Consider the following 16,656-nt stretch of genomic DNA (forward strand, 5'->3'; position numbering starts at 1 on the left):
GATCATGCATCCTCATATTCTATCAGCGCAACTCGCCTTTCCGTTCGCCGCTTAGGCGTTTTTGCAGTCTCTGGGTTCTCAGCAGAAATGGTAGTGATGACCTCCTCCGCTTTTTTACCTTTAAGCAGCACTTTGATTGCGTCGGAAGTCAGGCGCTCACTTACTGGAAGGTCTTGCATCAGGAGGTCGCCGTCGATGAGCTTGTTGAGTTTGCTCCAGGACTGGGTTCTTGTAAGCATCAATTTTACGAGCTGATTTCCTAGGGATAGTTGCTGTTTATTGGATAGTTCAAACATAAGCGGTTTCAACTTGTTTCTATGCAGCATTCTGTCCAGGAGCTGGCTTCTGGGCGTGATGGCCAGGTCAGCATTGGCGGAAACGTAAATTTCTGCGTTTTCGCACACTTCACTGTATTGTTGGAACAGTGACACCTCGTCGAATGAAACGACGGTCTCGTGTTCCGCTTGAAACACCAGCTGCAAGGGTTGGTGCTCCGCGTTGAGCGAGCCTTGACCCAGCACCGATATACATTTCACGATAAGGCGGTTGATGGCGTTCATGTCGCTAAGGTAGATGTCGGCTTTTCGAGATGAGGCCTCGGAAAGGCCTTCTACTCTGATTGACTCGACCTCCAAATGATTCCTAGTTGCTGGGTCAAAGGTCAGGCCGGCTGAAAGTTGGTCGAATTGCAGGTCGTCCTGCTCCCTGATCTTTTCTTTGAGATCTTTTAGTGTGTCTCCAATTTCGCTCAACTGCTCAAACGCTTTAGTGGCGGCCAACGATATTTCATTGGCAAGCGAAAGAAGTCCCCCAAGAAAGACGGGGCCAGAGACTAGGTGGCGACAACGCACGCAGTTTTCTGAGCCTAGATACCCTGCTGGAACACGTTCATAATTTCCATTCTCCCCATACCCGTCAGAGCAGCGGTTTGATGCGAATGGGCATATGCCAAAATCTCGGAATAATGCGCTACCAGGAGCTATTTTTCCCATGAAGCGAGTGATGGCTTCTTCGTTATTTATAACAAAGTCACTTTGGATGTTGTTCAGTCGCTCCTGTTCAAGCATGTGGAACGTCGCAGTTGCCTGTTCCGCGAGGGCGCGCTTCTCGCCTTCACTAAACTTGGCCCTGAGCAGTTCCCCGTTCACTTTGACATAGTACAGCGACATGATCAGTGAGCTGTGGCCGGCCATTTTCATAATTGCTGAAATAGGCATCCTGAACTCCATCACGTACGCCGTAATGAGGCTGACTCTCATCGTGTGAGGCGTGTATATGGTGTAATAGGATGAGATTTTATCGACATCCCCCACAAGTGTGGCGAGAGAAATATTACTGGGTTGGCTGTTATATAAGGCGATCGAAATCCGTTGCCCTAGCTTGTGTGAAAAGCTTCCAGGGCACTCTTCACTCCCAAAGTCCCTGAAAAGAAAGCAATTGCTCCCTTTCTTAACTAAATCACTGTTGGCCAGCTTTGTGAAGTGAGTCTCAGTCCATGGCATGGGGCGTTCGATAGGGTTGTACTTCGTCTGCCACTCTCTGAGACGGATTACCCATAGCGCGAGCTTTTCAGGCATCCAGGGCACTGAGTAGCTGGCGCGTTTGATCGACGTTTTGTTAGACGTGATGTGCATGCCGATTTCATTGTTTGGATACTTCTTCAAGAAACCTTGCTTGTCAGTTTTTCCTGCAAGATTTGATTGATTAGGCACCCACACAATGACGCCGTTTTCAATTACAGGAATTTCAAGGTCGCCTTCGCCGGAGTCATTATATGCTATCTGTCTTCCCCGCAAAGGCACTGATGCCAAGGCATAAGAGTGGAGCCAATTGGCTGGGTACCAAATTTGGTATTTACCATCTTTTACACGGAATACACAGTTTTTATCGTCCGGGTCTAGAATAGACTCGGCGCAGTCATACCAGTCTGAGCCAAACCTTTGCAAGTGTGCCAACTCAGAAAATGACTCCGAGTTTTCCGGAATGATCCAATCGCGCAAACGGCAAATGTGAGAGTAGGACAGGGCAGGTTTGTCAGTTTCTGAGTTGCTAGCGACTTGTGCAAGCTTTTTGCTGAAACCTCGGAATGGATTTTTTGCAACAGGCGCGATTTCTTCTGTGCCCGTCTCTTCGCAGACTATGCTAAAGTACTTTGAAAGAAAGAAGGTGCTAAATTCTTGTGCGCAGTTGTAAACCTTTCTCTGAAGGGTGTCTCGCAGAGATTCTATGTAAATTTCAAAATCGGAAATGTGAAATTTGTCAAGGGTGTAGAAGATTTTAGGATCATTACTCAGACCCATCGGAATGACGAAATCTCTCAGGATCCTGACTAAGAAGTTTTCTTTGACTGAGGCGCCGCGTTTTTCTCTCAAAAAATCAGCAAATTCAGGGCGCCATGCTTCATGGGAGGACGGAATGGTTGAGAGAGTGTACCTCTCCGCTTTTCCTAAGAAATTTGGCCAGTTTACCCATTCCTCATTGTACACTTTGTCCGGTGTTAGCGGTAACCTTGGGTCATTGTACTTTTTGACAAAGTCCTTATATTCTTTCATGCCTGCCAGTTTGGCAGATTGAGCTATTTTTTTAGCTGTTTCATAGTCGTGAGGCTTAAGGATATCGCAAAAGTCATACCAGTCCGTCCATTCGTCAGGAAAGCTTCTGTAAGGAGCTGACGGCAAGCAGGAGTGTTCTGAGCATGCCACCCGGTATTCAACACTGTTTTTGATTCCCAAAACTTTTACCACTAGTTTCAGCTCTTTCAAGGTACTGCATTTTTTAGGGATGATAAAATCCTTGAAAGTGCTGCATTCGGGATATGCCTTAAACAAGTTTGGCGGAAGCCTAAGGTCGGAGCTTTTTTGTTCGTAGTATTCTTTTAGGCTGGATATGCCAAGGTCTCGAGCGGCTTGGGAAGCTACTTCCCTATTGCCATAGTATGATATTTTGAGAAAGTCAGCCCATCCTCCGGCAGGCCATTTTTTTTTGTATTCAATCTCTGGCCTCCTTGGAAGAGAGTCGTCCTCTAGGAACCGTTGCAGGTATTCCGCTTTGGTCTTTATACCCAGTCGTTGTGTGGCCTCATGAGCCTCTCGAAATGTGATGTATCGTTTTTTCTTGGGTAGGAAGTGATTCCAGCTTTTCCACTCTCTAGTATAGTATAGGGCAGGGTTGAACGGTAAGGAGGGGTCTTGCTTGTGAAATTTAAAAAATTCGTCTCGGCTTCGGATATCCAAAATTCGTACAGCATCGACAGCCTCTTGGTAAGAATAAATCTTAGTGGGGGGGTGGAATAGTGATTTAATTCCAGTATATTGTCCTTTGTATTTTTTCTTCAGGGAAGAGTACACTGGTACTCTAATGTCGTTTTTATACAGTTCATTATATTTTTCTACGGTATCGGCATTGTTTTCTACTACAACTTTACAAAGTTCTTCATAGACATATTTTGTTTGCTTTGGGACTTTTCCTAGGTAGTGATCCCAGCTGATCCATTCTTCGTAGAGGTTGTATGGACTAACTGAAAGTAGGGTGTCTTTTTTCTTGCAGTTCTCCATGTAATCTTTCTTGTTTTTGAAATTGTGTTTCAATGTCGCGGTATGTGCTTCTTTGAAGGTTTTATAGTGTTTTTGGATTCCCATGTATGAGTCGTACCCACTCCATTCAGCGTAGTGGTGTGCGGGGGAACAAGGAAGCCTAGGATTTTCCTTATACCGACTTGCATACTCTTTGGTGCTTTTGATTCCCAATTTCTTGATTGCGATCTTGGCTTCTTCATATGTATAGAAGTTTTTCTTTTTACGGCTGAGGAGATCGTACCAGCTTTTCCATTCGCCTTCGTATTGGCGCGGCAGGGATGATGGAAGTCGGGGGTCTTCTTTATATCGTAGAAGATACTCTGCAACGGTAGTGATCCCTAATGCTCGCACTGCGGCTCTGGCTTCTGAGAGCGAGTAGAACTTGTTTTCTTTAACTACCATGCTGTTTAATATTTCCTGTCTGATGCCTTTTATGTTAATTTGCAAGCGCTTTTAGGGATGTTTTCATACCAAATGGCTAACGCTTTTGGCGATTTGAGTCATATTTAAAGCTCGTCATAGAGGTCGTCTTCAACATACCGCGTAGGAATTTTTTTCATTTTTGCTCTGAGGTCTCCGTCCCTGTACTGAATATAAACAAGACATGAGTCAGGGTGACGGTGATGAAGAGCGAACTGAAGTTCTTTCTGCGTGAAATCTCCTTCCTCTGCGCATCGAAAGGCGTATGCGTGGCGATGCCCATGTTCAGTAGTTCCCCTGTCTTTCCGATATATCAACCCGATCCGCTCTACTGCTGCCCTTTGAAGGCGTGAGAAATTCTGAATAGTTTCCGGTGCGCCGGTTGAATTGGTAAACGCGAAAGGGTGGTGGGCAGAGTTTTTCCTTTGGTAAAGGAGATAGCTCTGATACGCGAGGGAGAACTCTATAGCTTTCGACTCTGGGTAAAACTGAACTTCTAAAAACTTTCCCTTTTTGTTAATGGCAGGATTCTTCCAGCCAGCGTACAGAGCCTGATTCGAAAGATAGTTGGTTCTAGGCTGAAGCCTATATTTCCTTCGCAGGTAATCTTCGCGATTTGTATAACCATGCTCTGGGGCTTTCCCTTGTGATGGATGGAAAACTCTGACAATCGACCTCATGGTCACAGTGTCATACTTAATATCATCCAGGTAAATATGAAAAAGTTCGGACTCCCGAAGGCCTCCACCATCCATCAACAGTGTCATGCATTGAGCTTTGTAATCAGTTGTTTCGCGTGGGTCTTCAGACCTGACGGTGGCGCGGATGAAGCCGCTTGTCATCAGCTCATTAAAGCGATCTTTTGGAAACCTGACAACATCACTATCGATGAAGGAGATTGTCGGATTCCTGACCTCTCGGGAGAATTTGATCTTCTGTGTTTCCCCAGGCCGTTCGAGGTGGTTTAAGAGTCGTTTATTCTGGCGATGGTGATACGCGCACCAATGAATGCGTTGCTCGGCTGTGGTCGCCTCTCTAATTGGGTTTAGAACGACTGCGCTATGTGCGTCCTGCAAAGCGAGCCAGTCTGAATATCTTGTCAGATTCCTCAGCACGATACTGATCACCTCGTAAGAGCGTGGCGGCCAGTAGAGTCCAGTCGGATCATCCATGTTCTCATCGATCGTTCCATGATCCAGCGCTTGTTTAAACGCGCGTAGTAACTCCACGGGACGGTAGTAGGCTATCGGTGAATGTTCCATGAAGGTGAGGAGTAGCTTTACAGCTGAATTTAATTTCTTTTGCGCAGATCGGCTGTAGTTAAACTCGACTTGGAATTCGAGAAGAGAAGTCAGGATACCGTGACGTGTTAGTAATCCGATCAGGCGCGTGGGCTGCGGAGAGGATGTGCTTCTGAAGTCGACCTTCACGTACCGGACGCTCATGGGCGCACCGTCCTGGTCACGGCGGGGGTGAGGTGCTCGGTGATATTCAGGCTAGGGGTTGCCCACAGGCCTGCCGGCACAGGGTCAAGGTAGGTTGAGCGCTGAAAAGCAGTTGACACGATAGTAAACTCAGTATATTATTAATCGTATAAGGGAAATCATACATGTAATATTTTTGTAGCGGCAGTGGTTGTCCATACAGCCCTGCGTCCCTGCGTCCCTGCGTCCCTGCGTCCCTGCGTCCCTGCGTCCCTGCGTCCCTGCGTCCCTGCGTCCCTGCGTCCCTGCGTCCCTGCGTCCCTGCGTCCCTGCGTCCCTGCGTCCCTGCGTCTCTGCGTCCCTGCGTCCCTGCGTCTAGCTACCTTCCTCGCTATTAACCGTCGCCCTTGTACCTGCTCACTTCTAGCCTACGAAACCGCAGATCGAGGCCATCTGTCGTTGAGCGAGATTTCGCGTGCCTTCCTTATAGGGGTTAGGGCTTGCGGGAGCGGTGGCTTATGTCTGGGGGAGGGCGTTCTCTGAAGGTGCGTCGTTTAGCCCATGGTGGTGTAGCAGTGTCTTTATGGATGGCGGCTAGAGGCTCTACCGTTGAGAGGGCAGCGTCTGGGACATTTCGCACGCCCCCCTGGGAGGTGGGGGACTTCCCGTGGGAGAGAGGGGGCAAGCTATGCGGGAGGTAAAATAGTATGCCTAGAGCTATATGGATAACTGGTAATCCGCATTCTCGCTGCGGTCGCCCAACGAGGCCGCCCATTGCACTTTCTGGGTCACCTCCGGGCGGGTCACCCGCCACAGTTCGTCCAGCTCGGCCTTCAGTGCGTCGAACCCCTTGCGGGTAATAATATTGGTACTCACGCCCACATCCCTCTCTATCCTTCACGCAGCACTTGCAACGGGCTGGCCGTCAGTGCTCGCCGGGTACCGAATACCCCGGCCACACCCACCACTAGCGCGCCCAGCAATGGCAACAGCAGCAACCAGGCATGGGGGTGCCACGGCAGGTTCAGGGCAAAACGGTACAGTGCCCAACTGGCCGCTTCGGCAGCGATGGCCGCCAGCACGCCGCTGGTGATGCCCAGTACGCAGAATTCGATGCGCCGGGCCCTTACCAGCAGCTGACGGCTGGCACCCAACGCGCGAAGCAGGGCGCCTTGGTGAATGCGCTCATCCAGCGTGGCTTGCAAACCCGAGAACAGCACAGCCAGCCCAGCCGCCAGTACGAATACCAGCACGTATTCCACCGCCAGGGTGACCTGCGCCAGAATGCTGCGCAATTGTTCCAGCAACGCCTGCACCTGTAGCAGGGTCATGGCTGGGAACGCACGGGCGAGGGCGACCACTTGCGCATCGTGCCCTGGGGGCAGGTAGAAGCTGGTGAGGTAGGTGACCGGAAAGTCTTCCAGCGTGCCAGGCTCGAAGATCATGAAGAAATTGGGCTGGAAGTTGTCCCAGCTCACGGTGCGGATACTGGCTATGCGGGTATCCCTTACGGTACCGCCCACACTGAACGTGAGGGTGTCCCCTACGTTCACGCCAAGGCTTTCAGCCAGCTTCTGTTCTATGGAAACGCCTGGCAACGGACCAGGCGAAGCGCTCCACCACTGGCCCGCGAGCAGGCGATTGCCCGCAGGAAGGTCGGTGGCCCAGGTGAGGTTCAGGTCCCGCTGGGTTGCCCGTTGCCCCTGGCTGTCTTCGGTCACCACTTCGTCTACAGGCTTGCCGTTGATGGCGGTCAACCGGCCTGCCACGATTGGGTACAGCGGTGCGCCGGTGGCTCCATTGGCCTTGAGCTGTGCCGCAAAGGCCTCGCGCTCGGCGGGCAGAATGTTCAAGGCAAAGAAATTGGGTGCATCGGCGGGCAACTGGTGCTGCCAGGTGTCTAGCAGCTCTCCCCTCAACAGCGCCACCAGCGCCATGGCAAACAATATCAAGCCGAACGCCAGGGCTTGCCCTGCAGCCGCGAAGGGGTGCCGCAACAGTTGCCCTACGCCCAGGCGCCAAGGCAATGTGGCACGGGCCAACGCGTGGCGCAGGCGCTGAAGGCCCAGCACCAGTATGCCACCGAGTATCAAGGCGGCCAGCGCACCAGCGCCCAGCAAGGCCACGGTGAGCAAAGGGTCCAGGCTTAGGCGCCACATGATCAGGCCCAAGGCGGCCAGGGCGCTGCCATAGACGAGCCAGGTGCTTGCGGGCAGGGGCTGCAGGTCCCCTCGCAATACCCGCAGGGGCGGTACACGGCCCAAGGCGGCCAGGGGCGGCAAGGCAAAACCGGCCAGGGCCACCATGCCGGTGCCGATGCCGGCCAGCGCGGGCAACAGCCCGCCATCCGGGACCACGTTAGGCAGCAGGCCGTGCAGCAATGCAAAAATACCGAACTGCGCCAGCCAGCCGATCGCTGCACCGGCCACTGCGGCAACCAGGCCCAGCATGGCCAGTTGCAGGGAGAATACCCACATCACATCGCGCCGGGACAAGCCCAGGCAGCGTAGCAGCGCGCTGGCATCGTAGCGTCGGGTAGCGAACCGTGCGGCGGACAGCGCCACGGCCACACCGGCCAGCAGCACCGCGACCAGGCTGGCCATGTTCAAATAACGTTCGGCCTTGCTCAAGGCACCGCCCACCTGGCGGTTGCTGTCTCGGGCGTCGCGCAGCACCTGGTTGGCATTGAGGCCAACCGTGACCAGTTCCCGGTATTGCTTTAGGTTCTGAGGCGCGCCCCGCCAAAGATCACGGAACGTCACGCGGCTACCTGGCTGTACCACGCCAGTGGCGTCCAGGTCCTCCAGGTTGATCATCACCCGAGGCGTTAGGCTATAGAAGTTGCCGGCCCGGTCGGGCTCGTACGTCAGAACCCGTGCCAGGCGCAGGTGCGTGTTGCCAATGCTCACCGTGTCGCCAATGTTCAGGTTCAAAGCGCTCAACAAGCGGGGTTCTACCCAGGCTTCGCCTCGCCCCGGCGCACCGCCCTCCACCTCATCTGCGTAGGGCTGGGCTGCACTGCGCAACTGCCCACGCAAGGGGTAGGCGCTGTCTACAGCCTTGACGCTCGCCAGTTCGATGCCTTGGTCAGTGGCGACCACGCTGCTGAATTCCACCACACGGGCGTGATCCAGGCTCAGCTCCAGGCCGGTGCGTATCTGCTCGGAGCGGGCAGGCGTACTGCCTTGAAGTACCAGGTCCGCCGCCAGAAATTCCGTGGCACGGAGTTGCATGGCACCGTTGAGGCGCGCGCCGAAGTAGCCGATAGCGGTGCTGGCCACCACGGCGACTAATAGCGAAAAGAACAGCACACGCAATTCACCTGCACGGGCTTCCCGTACCAGCTGGCGCCCAGCCAGTCGCAGCAGGCGCCCCAGGCCTTGACTGCCTGCAGCCATCAGTTGGCCCCGGTGGCAATCAGTTGCCCCGCCTCCAGCCGGATCCAGCGGCGGCAACGCTGCGCTAGCCGCTCATCGTGGGTCACCAGCACCAGCGTAGTGCCGCGCTCGCGGTTCAGGGTGAACAGCAGGTCGGTAATGGTCTGACCGGTGTGCGTGTCCAAGTTGCCCGTGGGCTCGTCGGCGAACAGCACGGCCGGTTCAGCCGCAAAGGCACGGGCAAGGGCAACCCGTTGCTGCTCCCCGCCCGACAGCTGACGAGGCCAGTGCCCCAACCGTTCACCCAGCCCTACGCGCTGCAATAGCTGCGTGGCCTGGGTGCGTGCATCGGCCCTGCCATGAAGCTCCAGGGGCAGCATCACATTCTCCAGGGCGGTAAGGGTTTCCAGCAGCTGGAACGACTGGAAAACGAAACCGACGTTTTCAGCCCTTACCTGAGCCCGCTGGTCTTCATTCAGCCCTGAGAGCACCTGGCCGGCCAAGGTGACGTCGCCCTCGCTGGGCTGGTCCAGCCCGGCCAGTAGCCCTAGCAGGGTCGACTTGCCAGAGCCTGAGGCGCCTACAATGGCCAGGCTGTCGCCCGCAGCGACCTCTAGAGACAGCGCCTGAAGAATATGCAAATCGCCTTCCGCCCCGGAAACCACTTTGCTAAGGTTCCGCGCTGTGAGAATGCTTGCGCCCATGGAGATTCCGAATGCGTATGTGGAAAGTGGCCGCCGTGCTATGGGCGGTGTGCCTGGCTCAAGGCGCCGTTGCAGGGACTGTGCTTGTGCTGGGGGATAGTATCAGCGCAGGTTTCGGCCTGGATACCTCAAAGGGCTGGGTTGCACTGCTGCAACAGCGCCTGCGAGATGAGGGTTATACCGACCGGGTGGTCAACGCGTCCATTACCGGCGACACCAGCGCCAACGGCCGTGCGCGGCTTGAGCCGCTGTTGGCGGCAAACACGCCAGACCTTGTAGTACTGGAGCTGGGCGGCAACGATGGCCTGCGGGGGCAGCCCCCTGCACAGTTGCAACAGAATTTGTCATGGATCGTCGACAAGGCTCGGCAGAGCGGGGCCCGTGTGCTGTTGCTCGGGGTGCCACTGCCACCCAATTACGGTGCGGCGTATATCAATGCGTTCACCGGTGTTTACAAGCAGGTAGCGCTGGACAAGCAGATTCCTCTGGTAACGTCCTTCCTTGAAGGCGTAGGCGGGGTACCTGAACTGATGCAAGCCGACGGTATTCACCCCCGCGTGGAAGCTCAGCCCAGGCTGCTGGAAAACGTATGGCCTACCCTCAAGCCGCTGCTATGACCTGAGCATTTTCAGGTTTGGCATTTGGCCTGCAAGGGCTCTTTTCTCCGACCAGCCTTTGAGCTAAGGTTGCGCCCCCTTTCGGAGCCTCTATGCCACGTCCTGCCTGGTCCCTGCACGCCTACCAACTGATCGAGCCCGACGAACAGCTGGACCTGTTCGCCTGCCAGGAGGTGCGCGTCCATGTGGCCGCCCGGCAACTGGAGCTGGGAGGGTCGATCGATCGCACATTGTGCGGCGGCCTGCTGCCAGCGCAGCCTCGCTGGCAGCCCGTGGGCCGCGGCATTTTTCGGGATACCCGGTTGTGCCCCTTGTGCCGGGCCATTCTTTTTGCCCAGCGCAAGGGAACCCGGCCCGTATGGCCGGGCCTACAGAACGAATACGATTGAGCGCGCCGTTGGCCGTGTGGCTCACCCACTGCCAGAGGCTGAGTGTACAATCGCCGGCGTGTGCCTTGGTTCATTGCATTTAAGGATTTCCCAGGATGTTGCCGTGCTTCCCCGCGTTTAGCCGTTGCCTGTCTCTGGCCGCTGCCCTGGTGGCAGGGCCGGCCGCAGCGCTGGAATTCCCACTGCCCCCGGCGGGCGAAGACGTGGTGGGCCAGGTCCAGACCGTCACAGCCAAGTATGAAGATACGTTTGCCGACCTGGCCCAGGCCTACGACCTGGGCTACAACGAAATGCTGGCGGCCAACCCTGGCGTGGATGCCTGGCTGCCCAAGCCAGGTACTGAAATCGTGCTGCCTACGCGGTTCATTCTTCCGCCAGGGCCACGCACGGGAATCGTGATCAACCTGGCTGAATACCGCCTGTACTACTACCCCAAGGGCGAAGACGTGGTGCGTACCTACCCGCTGGGCATCGGCCGGGAAGGGTGGGGCTCCCCTGTCGCTACCACCAAGATCATTTCCAAGGTCGCCAACCCTTCCTGGACCCCTCCAGCGTCGGTGAAAGCCGAGCATGCGGCCGATGGCGATCCGTTGCCCAACGTCGTGCCACCAGGGCCGGATAACCCGCTGGGGCCTTACAAGTTCGGGTTGGGCCTGCCAGGGTACCTGATCCATGGCTCGAACAAGAAATTTGGCATAGGCACGCGCACCAGCCACGGGTGCTTCCGCATGTACAACGAGAACGTACTGGAACTGTCCACGATGGTTCCAGTCGGCACGCCTGTACGTATCATCAACGAACCCTACAAGTTTGGCGTGAGTGCGGGCCAGGTCTACCTGGAAGCTCATACGCCACTGGATGCAGAAGGCGACCCTTCGCGGGAAGACAAGCACACGGCTGTGGTCAACGCCTTGGTGAACCGCAAGGACCTCACCGGTGTGGTCAGTGTCGACTGGGATCGGGTGCGTGATGTGATCGGCGCTGAAGATGGCCTGCCGGTGGTCATCGGCGCCCCTAGTGGCCCTGCTGTAACTACGGCCCCTGTCACGCCGTTTTAAACTGGCGCGCAATAAAAAAGCCGGCCCCTTGAGAGGGCCGGCTTTTTTTTGCAGCAAGGTCCCGAAGGATTACTTGCGGCTAGCCTTGTCGAGCATACGCAGGGCGCGCTCGTTGGCTTCGTCAGCAGTCTGCTGGGCTTTCTGGGCAGCAGCCAGTGCTTCGTCAGCCTTGCGATAGGCTTCGTCGGCACGTGCCTGGGCGCGGGCGGAAGCGTCTTCGGTCGCGGTCAGGCGAGCTTCGGACTCTTTGGACGCGCTGCTGCAGCCGGTAGCCAGAACGGCAGCCAGAGCCAGAGCAGAGAATTTCAGAACGTTGTTCATCGTGTTCCCCTTCAAAGGACTTTCTATTTAAGAGCCATTTCTCAGTATGAGAAACTGGCCGGCGTACATAGTACTCATTACTTGTAGTAAGTAAACTCAGTGTCCGCAAGAAACAGCAAAAAATACGCTGCTCAAGGCCTCGGAAAAGCCGCCCCCATACCGCCTTTGGCCAGGCTGGGTGGGGGTGGCAGGGTATTTTGAAGTTGAAGGGCACTTGCACCTCACACTTGCAACTAAACTTAGTTATGAACTCAATGCGGCTTTTACTGTCAAGCCAAGATTATGCAACCAAAGGCTACAAGGCGGTTCATAAACACAGGCATGTGATCCAAGGCCTGCCGGTTGCGACAGGTGCGCCTTAGTGGGCAATGGTTCCAAAGGCGTAGAAACAGCGGTATGGTAAGGGTCTAACTCCAAGACCCGCGAGGATTCGACATGAGCGAGGCGCTGTCCATTCATCATGACCAGGCAGGTCATCAGTTCGAAACCAATGTGGACGGTCACCGTGCTTACCTGACCTACATGGACCTGGGTAAGCAGACACTGGATATCTACCGCACCTTTGTGCCCAATGCGCTTCGGGGCCGTGGCATTGCGGCCGCGCTGACTGAAACGGCGTTGGCCTACGCTGAAGGCATGGGTTATACGGTGATCCCGTCCTGCTCGTACGTAGAGCGGTACATGGAGCGTCACCAGCGTCGCGCTGCAAAGCTGTAACGCCACGCTTCAGCCAGGGTAGGGGCCGCATTAGCCCCCCTCCTGTTAGTGCCTTTTGCGTGTAGGCAACACGGCCTTGAGCTTGTCGCGCATGGCGCGAATGCTCTGCTCGGTCGTTTCCCAGCCAATGCAGCCATCCGTGATGGATACCCCGTATTGCAGGTCCGACAGGTCTTTGGGGATACCCTGGGCGCCCGCATTGATGTGGCTTTCGACCATCAGGCCAATGATGGACGTGTTGCCTTCGAGCACCTGATTGGCCACGTTCTCCATCACCAGCGGCTGCAAGGCCGGGTCCTTGTTGGAGTTGGCATGGCTGCAGTCGATCATCAGGTTCGGGCGAACCTTTGCCTTCTCCAGGGCCTGTTCGCACAGCGCAACGCTTACGGAATCGTAGTTGGGCTTGCCATTGCCACCCCGCAAAACCACGTGGCCATAGGCGTTGCCTTTGGTTGTCACGATGGACACGCCGCCTTCAGGGTTGATACCCAGGAAGCGATGAGGGCTGGAGACCGACTGCAGTGCATTGATAGCAACCGTAAGGCCACCATCGGTGCCGTTCTTGAAGCCCACCGCTGACGAAAGGCCGGACGCCATTTCCCGGTGGGTCTGGGACTCTGTGGTACGTGCGCCGATGGCCGACCAGCTGATCAGGTCCTGCAGGTACTGGGGTGAAATCGGGTCCAGAGCTTCGGTCGCTGTGGGCAGGCCGGCTTCGGCCAGGTCCAGCAACAGTTTGCGGCCGATATGCAAGCCATCGGCGATCTTGAAGGAGTCATCCAGGTAAGGGTCATTGATCAGGCCCTTCCAGCCCACGGTGGTGCGTGGCTTTTCAAAATACACCCGCATGACCAGGTAGAGCGTGTCCGAGACCTCTTCGGCCAGGGCCTTGAGGCGCCGAGCATAATCGTGGGCAGCCTTGATGTCGTGAATGGAGCAGGGGCCGATCACTACGAAAATGCGGTGGTCAGTGCCGTCCAGAATATTGCGGATCACTTCCCGCCCTTTGGTGACGGTCGCTTGCGCCGCTTCGCTCAGGGGAATGTCGCGCTTGAGTTGATCCGGCGTGATCAGGGTCTCGTTGGAGGCGACGTTAAGGTCGTTGATCGGTAAATCGGCCATGGGGGTACTCGTCTATCAGGCAGGTCAGGCGCGCCCGGGGCGGGCGGTGCGCGCGAAGGTGCCGAACCTTAGCGCGTTCTGCGCCTGTTCGACAATGGCCGGTGGTGCCCTTTAGGCCGGTGCCCAGGCTCAGGCAGTGCCTCAGAGGTGGGAAACCTGCCCCTTCAGCTGGCCACTGCTAGACTAGGCTCTATTGCTGCCCGAGACAGGCAGTACGGGGGGAGCCGGAATGATCCGTTCAATGCTGTATGCCACTGACCTTGGCGCTTATGCACTCCTTGTGTTGCAGCACGCGCTAGCCCTGGCCCGAACATTCGAAGCTGAATTGCACGTGATCCATGCGGTAGAGCCCATGGGCACTTTCGCTGAATCCGTACTGCAAAGCTACCTTGATGCGCCCACCCTGACCGAGCTTCAAGGGCGGGGGGTAAGCGCCATGATGGCCAACATTGAAAGGCGGGTACTGGATAATTTCAGTGAAGAACTTGCCGATGGCGAGCGCGACCTGGACCTGATTCGCGCAGTGTGTGTCCGCCAGGGTGACCCGGCTGACGTTATTCTGGACCAGGCTCGGCGGCTTCAGGCGGACCTGCTAGTGCTGGGCAGCCATAGCCGGGTGGCAGAAGCAGGGGTGCCATTGGGCCGTACGGCGGCCAGGGTAATGCGGCTTACGCCTGTGCCGGTGTACTTGGTGCCTTTGACCCAAGTGCCCGCAGGTCGCTACCCATGACACATCTTGAAAAAAGTTCTAGATTCCGCCCCCAACCATCAATATAGTTATATCTGTTGCCGTGACTTGCTGGTTAAGCAAGGCCTTGGCGTATTGGCCTTTGGGGGGTCGCGAATGAAGCTTCAGCAACTGCGCTATATCTGGGAAGTCGCTCACCACGACTTGAACGTCTCCGCAACGGCGCAGAGCCTCTATACCTCCCAGCCCGGGATCAGTAAGCAGATCCGCCTGCTGGAGGATGAGCTAGGGGTGGAAGTCTTTGCCCGCAGTGGCAAGCACCTGACACGTGTGACCCCGGCAGGTGAGCGCATCATCTCCACGGCAGGTGAAATCCTGCGCAAGGTGGAAAGCATCAAGCAGATCGCCCAGGAATTCTCCAACGAGAAGAAGGGCACCCTGTCCATCGCCACCACCCATACCCAGGCCCGTTATGCCCTGCCGCCTGTGATAAGTGCCTTCATCAAGCAGTACCCGGACGTAGCGCTGCATATGCACCAGGGCTCGCCTATGCAGATCGCTGAAATGGCCGCGGACGGTACAGTGGATTTCGCCATCGCCACCGAAGCGTTGGAGCTGTTCGGCGACCTCATCATGATGCCTTGCTACCGCTGGAACCGTTGCATAGCCGTGCCCCAGGGCCACCCTTTGACCAAAGCGCCCAAGCTCACATTAGAGCTGTTGGCCGAGCACCCCATCGTCACTTATGTGTTCGGCTTTACCGGCCGCTCAAAACTCGACGAAGCCTTCAGCCACCGTGGCCTGACCCCCAAGGTGGTGTTCACGGCGGCCGATGCGGACGTGATCAAGACCTACGTGCGCCTGGGGCTGGGCGTAGGCATTGTGGCGCACATGGCCGTCGACCCTAAGCTGGACAGCGACCTGGTGGTATTGAACGCAGACCACCTGTTTGAGCCCAGCGTTACCAAGATCGGCTTCCGCCGCGGCACCTTCCTGCGGGGCTTCATGTGCGACTTCATCGAGCGCTTCGCGCCGCATCTTACCCGCGAGGTGATGGCCAAGGCGGTGGCTTGCCATAACAAGCAGGAGCTTGAAGCCCTGTTCGAAGGCGTGGAACTGCCAGCTCACTAACCGCACCGTGGCTGGCATTGGGGCGGAGTAGGCTATTGCTTGGCGATAAGGTTGCCGGCGTGCAAGCCACACTCTTTTTGTGTGGCTTCTTCCCACCACCAGCGGCCTTCGCGCTCGTGCTGGTTTGGCAATACCGGCCGGGTGCAAGGTTCGCACCCAATGCTGATGAACCCACGCTCGTGCAGGGCGTTGTAGGGCAGCTCCATCATACGGATGTATGCCCACACTTCTGCACTGGTCATTTGAGCCAGTGGGTTGAACTTGTACAGCGTGTTGTCCGGAGTAGAGAACGCGGTATCAATTTCTACTGCCGCTACTTGGCTGCGCGTGCCAGGGCTCTGGTCACGGCGCTGGCCTGTGGCCCAGGCCCGCACGTGGGCGAGCTTGCGGCGCAGTGGGGCAATTTTGCGAATGCCACAGCACTCGCCGTGGCCGTCACGGTAAAAGCTGAACAGCCCTTTTTCCTTCACCATGGCTTCCAACAGCTCACGCTCCGGGTTGAGCACTTCAATGGCTATGCCATAGTGCTCCCGTACCTGCTCGATGAACCGGTAGGTTTCCGGGTGCAGGCGGCCGGTGTCCAAGGTGAAGACCTTGACCTGCTTGTTCAGCGTGTGGGCCATGTCCAGCAGCACCACATCTTCGGCGCCACTGAAGGAGATCCAGAGGTCGTCACCGAAGTGATCGAACGCCAGTTTCAGGATGTCTTGCGGGGATTTGCTGGCATAGCTGGCCGCCGCTTCGGCGACATCAAAGAGGTGGTTCATCAGGCGGTTCCAATGTGATGGCGCCTTGTGGCGCTCGAATGGCAGCAAGGTTACCAAATTGTGCGCTTGCGTGCTGGCAGGCCCTATAACCACCAGGGCTGGCGCTGTACCGCGACGACCTGTTCCCGGTCTCACAGCAACCAAGCCTGGCGTTGACCTCGTGTAGGAGTTCGCGAAGCGGACGAACTAGGGCAGCCGCTCCACTGCGGCGGTCTGTTCCCGGTCTCCGCCTTCGGCTGCACCCGGTCCCACAGCGATCAAGACAGCGCCGATCTGGTGTAGGAGTTCGCGAAGCGGACGAACCAGTGCAGCCGCTCCACTGCGGCGGTCTGTTCCCGGTCTCCGC

General features: G+C 56.4%; 13 protein-coding genes and 1 pseudogene. 6 read left to right on the plus strand and 8 right to left on the minus strand.

Features of this window, described 5'->3' with window-relative positions:
* Nucleotides 1–2: 2 nt before the first annotated feature.
* The 5 genes and pseudogenes from gmtZ to HBH25_RS12145 form a co-directional block, all read right to left on the minus strand.
* Entirely contained in the window at nucleotides 3–3,977 is a 3,975-nt protein-coding gene (gene gmtZ, locus HBH25_RS12125) for a gamma-mobile-trio integrase GmtZ (protein WP_168084168.1), read from the minus strand.
* Nucleotides 3,978–4,081: 104 nt separating this feature from the next.
* On the minus strand, nucleotides 4,082–5,425 hold the full coding sequence (gmtY, locus tag HBH25_RS12130; protein WP_168084169.1) for a gamma-mobile-trio recombinase GmtY: 1,344 nt from the start codon (nucleotides 5,423–5,425) through the stop codon (nucleotides 4,082–4,084).
* Between the two features lie 723 nt (nucleotides 5,426–6,148).
* Nucleotides 6,149–6,295: pseudogene (greB, locus tag HBH25_RS12135) on the minus strand (transcription elongation factor GreB); the annotation flags it as partial.
* Nucleotides 6,296–6,309: 14 nt separating this feature from the next.
* A complete protein-coding gene (locus HBH25_RS12140) occupies nucleotides 6,310–8,817 on the minus strand; it encodes an ABC transporter permease (RefSeq protein ID WP_168084170.1) in 2,508 nt (835 codons plus the stop codon).
* The gene (locus HBH25_RS12145; protein WP_168084171.1) at nucleotides 8,817–9,500 is read right to left on the minus strand and encodes an ABC transporter ATP-binding protein; all 684 of its coding nucleotides are present in this window, start codon (nucleotides 9,498–9,500) and stop codon (nucleotides 8,817–8,819) included. Before HBH25_RS12145 ends, HBH25_RS12140 begins: the two co-directional genes overlap by 1 nt.
* A gap of 11 nt (nucleotides 9,501–9,511) precedes the next feature.
* On the opposite strand from HBH25_RS12145, the gene HBH25_RS12150 reads away from it, so the two are divergent.
* The 3 genes from HBH25_RS12150 to HBH25_RS12160 all read left to right on the plus strand — a co-directional run bounded on the left by HBH25_RS12150 (nucleotide 9,512) and on the right by HBH25_RS12160 (nucleotide 11,564).
* Entirely contained in the window at nucleotides 9,512–10,117 is a 606-nt protein-coding gene (locus tag HBH25_RS12150) for an arylesterase (RefSeq protein ID WP_168084172.1), read from the plus strand.
* Nucleotides 10,118–10,209: 92 nt separating this feature from the next.
* A complete protein-coding gene (locus HBH25_RS12155) occupies nucleotides 10,210–10,506 on the plus strand; it encodes a hypothetical protein (protein ID WP_168084173.1) in 297 nt (98 codons plus the stop codon).
* Nucleotides 10,507–10,601: 95 nt separating this feature from the next.
* Nucleotides 10,602–11,564, plus strand: coding sequence for a L,D-transpeptidase family protein (locus HBH25_RS12160; protein WP_168084174.1), 963 nt, complete (start codon nucleotides 10,602–10,604; stop codon nucleotides 11,562–11,564).
* A gap of 69 nt (nucleotides 11,565–11,633) precedes the next feature.
* On the opposite strand, the gene HBH25_RS12165 is transcribed toward HBH25_RS12160, so the two are convergent.
* Nucleotides 11,634–11,885, minus strand: coding sequence for an Lpp/OprI family alanine-zipper lipoprotein (locus tag HBH25_RS12165; protein ID WP_168084175.1), 252 nt, complete (start codon nucleotides 11,883–11,885; stop codon nucleotides 11,634–11,636).
* 435 nt (nucleotides 11,886–12,320) lie between these two features.
* On the opposite strand from HBH25_RS12165, the gene HBH25_RS12170 reads away from it, so the two are divergent.
* Nucleotides 12,321–12,602: a GNAT family N-acetyltransferase gene (locus tag HBH25_RS12170; protein ID WP_168084176.1), complete on the plus strand. Its 282-nt coding sequence runs from the start codon at nucleotides 12,321–12,323 to the stop codon at nucleotides 12,600–12,602.
* 45 nt (nucleotides 12,603–12,647) lie between these two features.
* Here HBH25_RS12170 and HBH25_RS12175 read toward each other — a convergent pair whose 3' ends face one another.
* Nucleotides 12,648–13,724, minus strand: a complete 1,077-nt coding sequence (locus HBH25_RS12175; RefSeq protein ID WP_168084177.1) for a 3-deoxy-7-phosphoheptulonate synthase — start codon at nucleotides 13,722–13,724, stop codon at nucleotides 12,648–12,650.
* Nucleotides 13,725–13,953: 229 nt separating this feature from the next.
* On the opposite strand from HBH25_RS12175, the gene HBH25_RS12180 reads away from it, so the two are divergent.
* Both HBH25_RS12180 and cysB read left to right on the plus strand, forming a co-directional pair.
* On the plus strand, nucleotides 13,954–14,454 hold the full coding sequence (locus tag HBH25_RS12180) for a universal stress protein (protein ID WP_168084178.1): 501 nt from the start codon (nucleotides 13,954–13,956) through the stop codon (nucleotides 14,452–14,454).
* Nucleotides 14,455–14,568: 114 nt separating this feature from the next.
* Nucleotides 14,569–15,543 (plus strand): HTH-type transcriptional regulator CysB, encoded by a 975-nt coding sequence (gene cysB, locus HBH25_RS12185; RefSeq protein WP_168084179.1) that lies wholly within the window; start codon nucleotides 14,569–14,571, stop codon nucleotides 15,541–15,543.
* A gap of 32 nt (nucleotides 15,544–15,575) precedes the next feature.
* Here the strand turns inward: cysB and HBH25_RS12190 are convergent, their stop codons facing one another.
* Nucleotides 15,576–16,310, minus strand: a complete 735-nt coding sequence (locus HBH25_RS12190; protein ID WP_168084180.1) for a phosphoadenylyl-sulfate reductase — start codon at nucleotides 16,308–16,310, stop codon at nucleotides 15,576–15,578.
* Between the last annotated feature and the right edge of the window lie 346 nt (nucleotides 16,311–16,656).

The sequence above is a fragment of the Pseudomonas quercus genome (assembly GCF_012033695.1).
GTDB lineage: Bacteria > Pseudomonadota > Gammaproteobacteria > Pseudomonadales > Pseudomonadaceae > Aquipseudomonas > Aquipseudomonas quercus.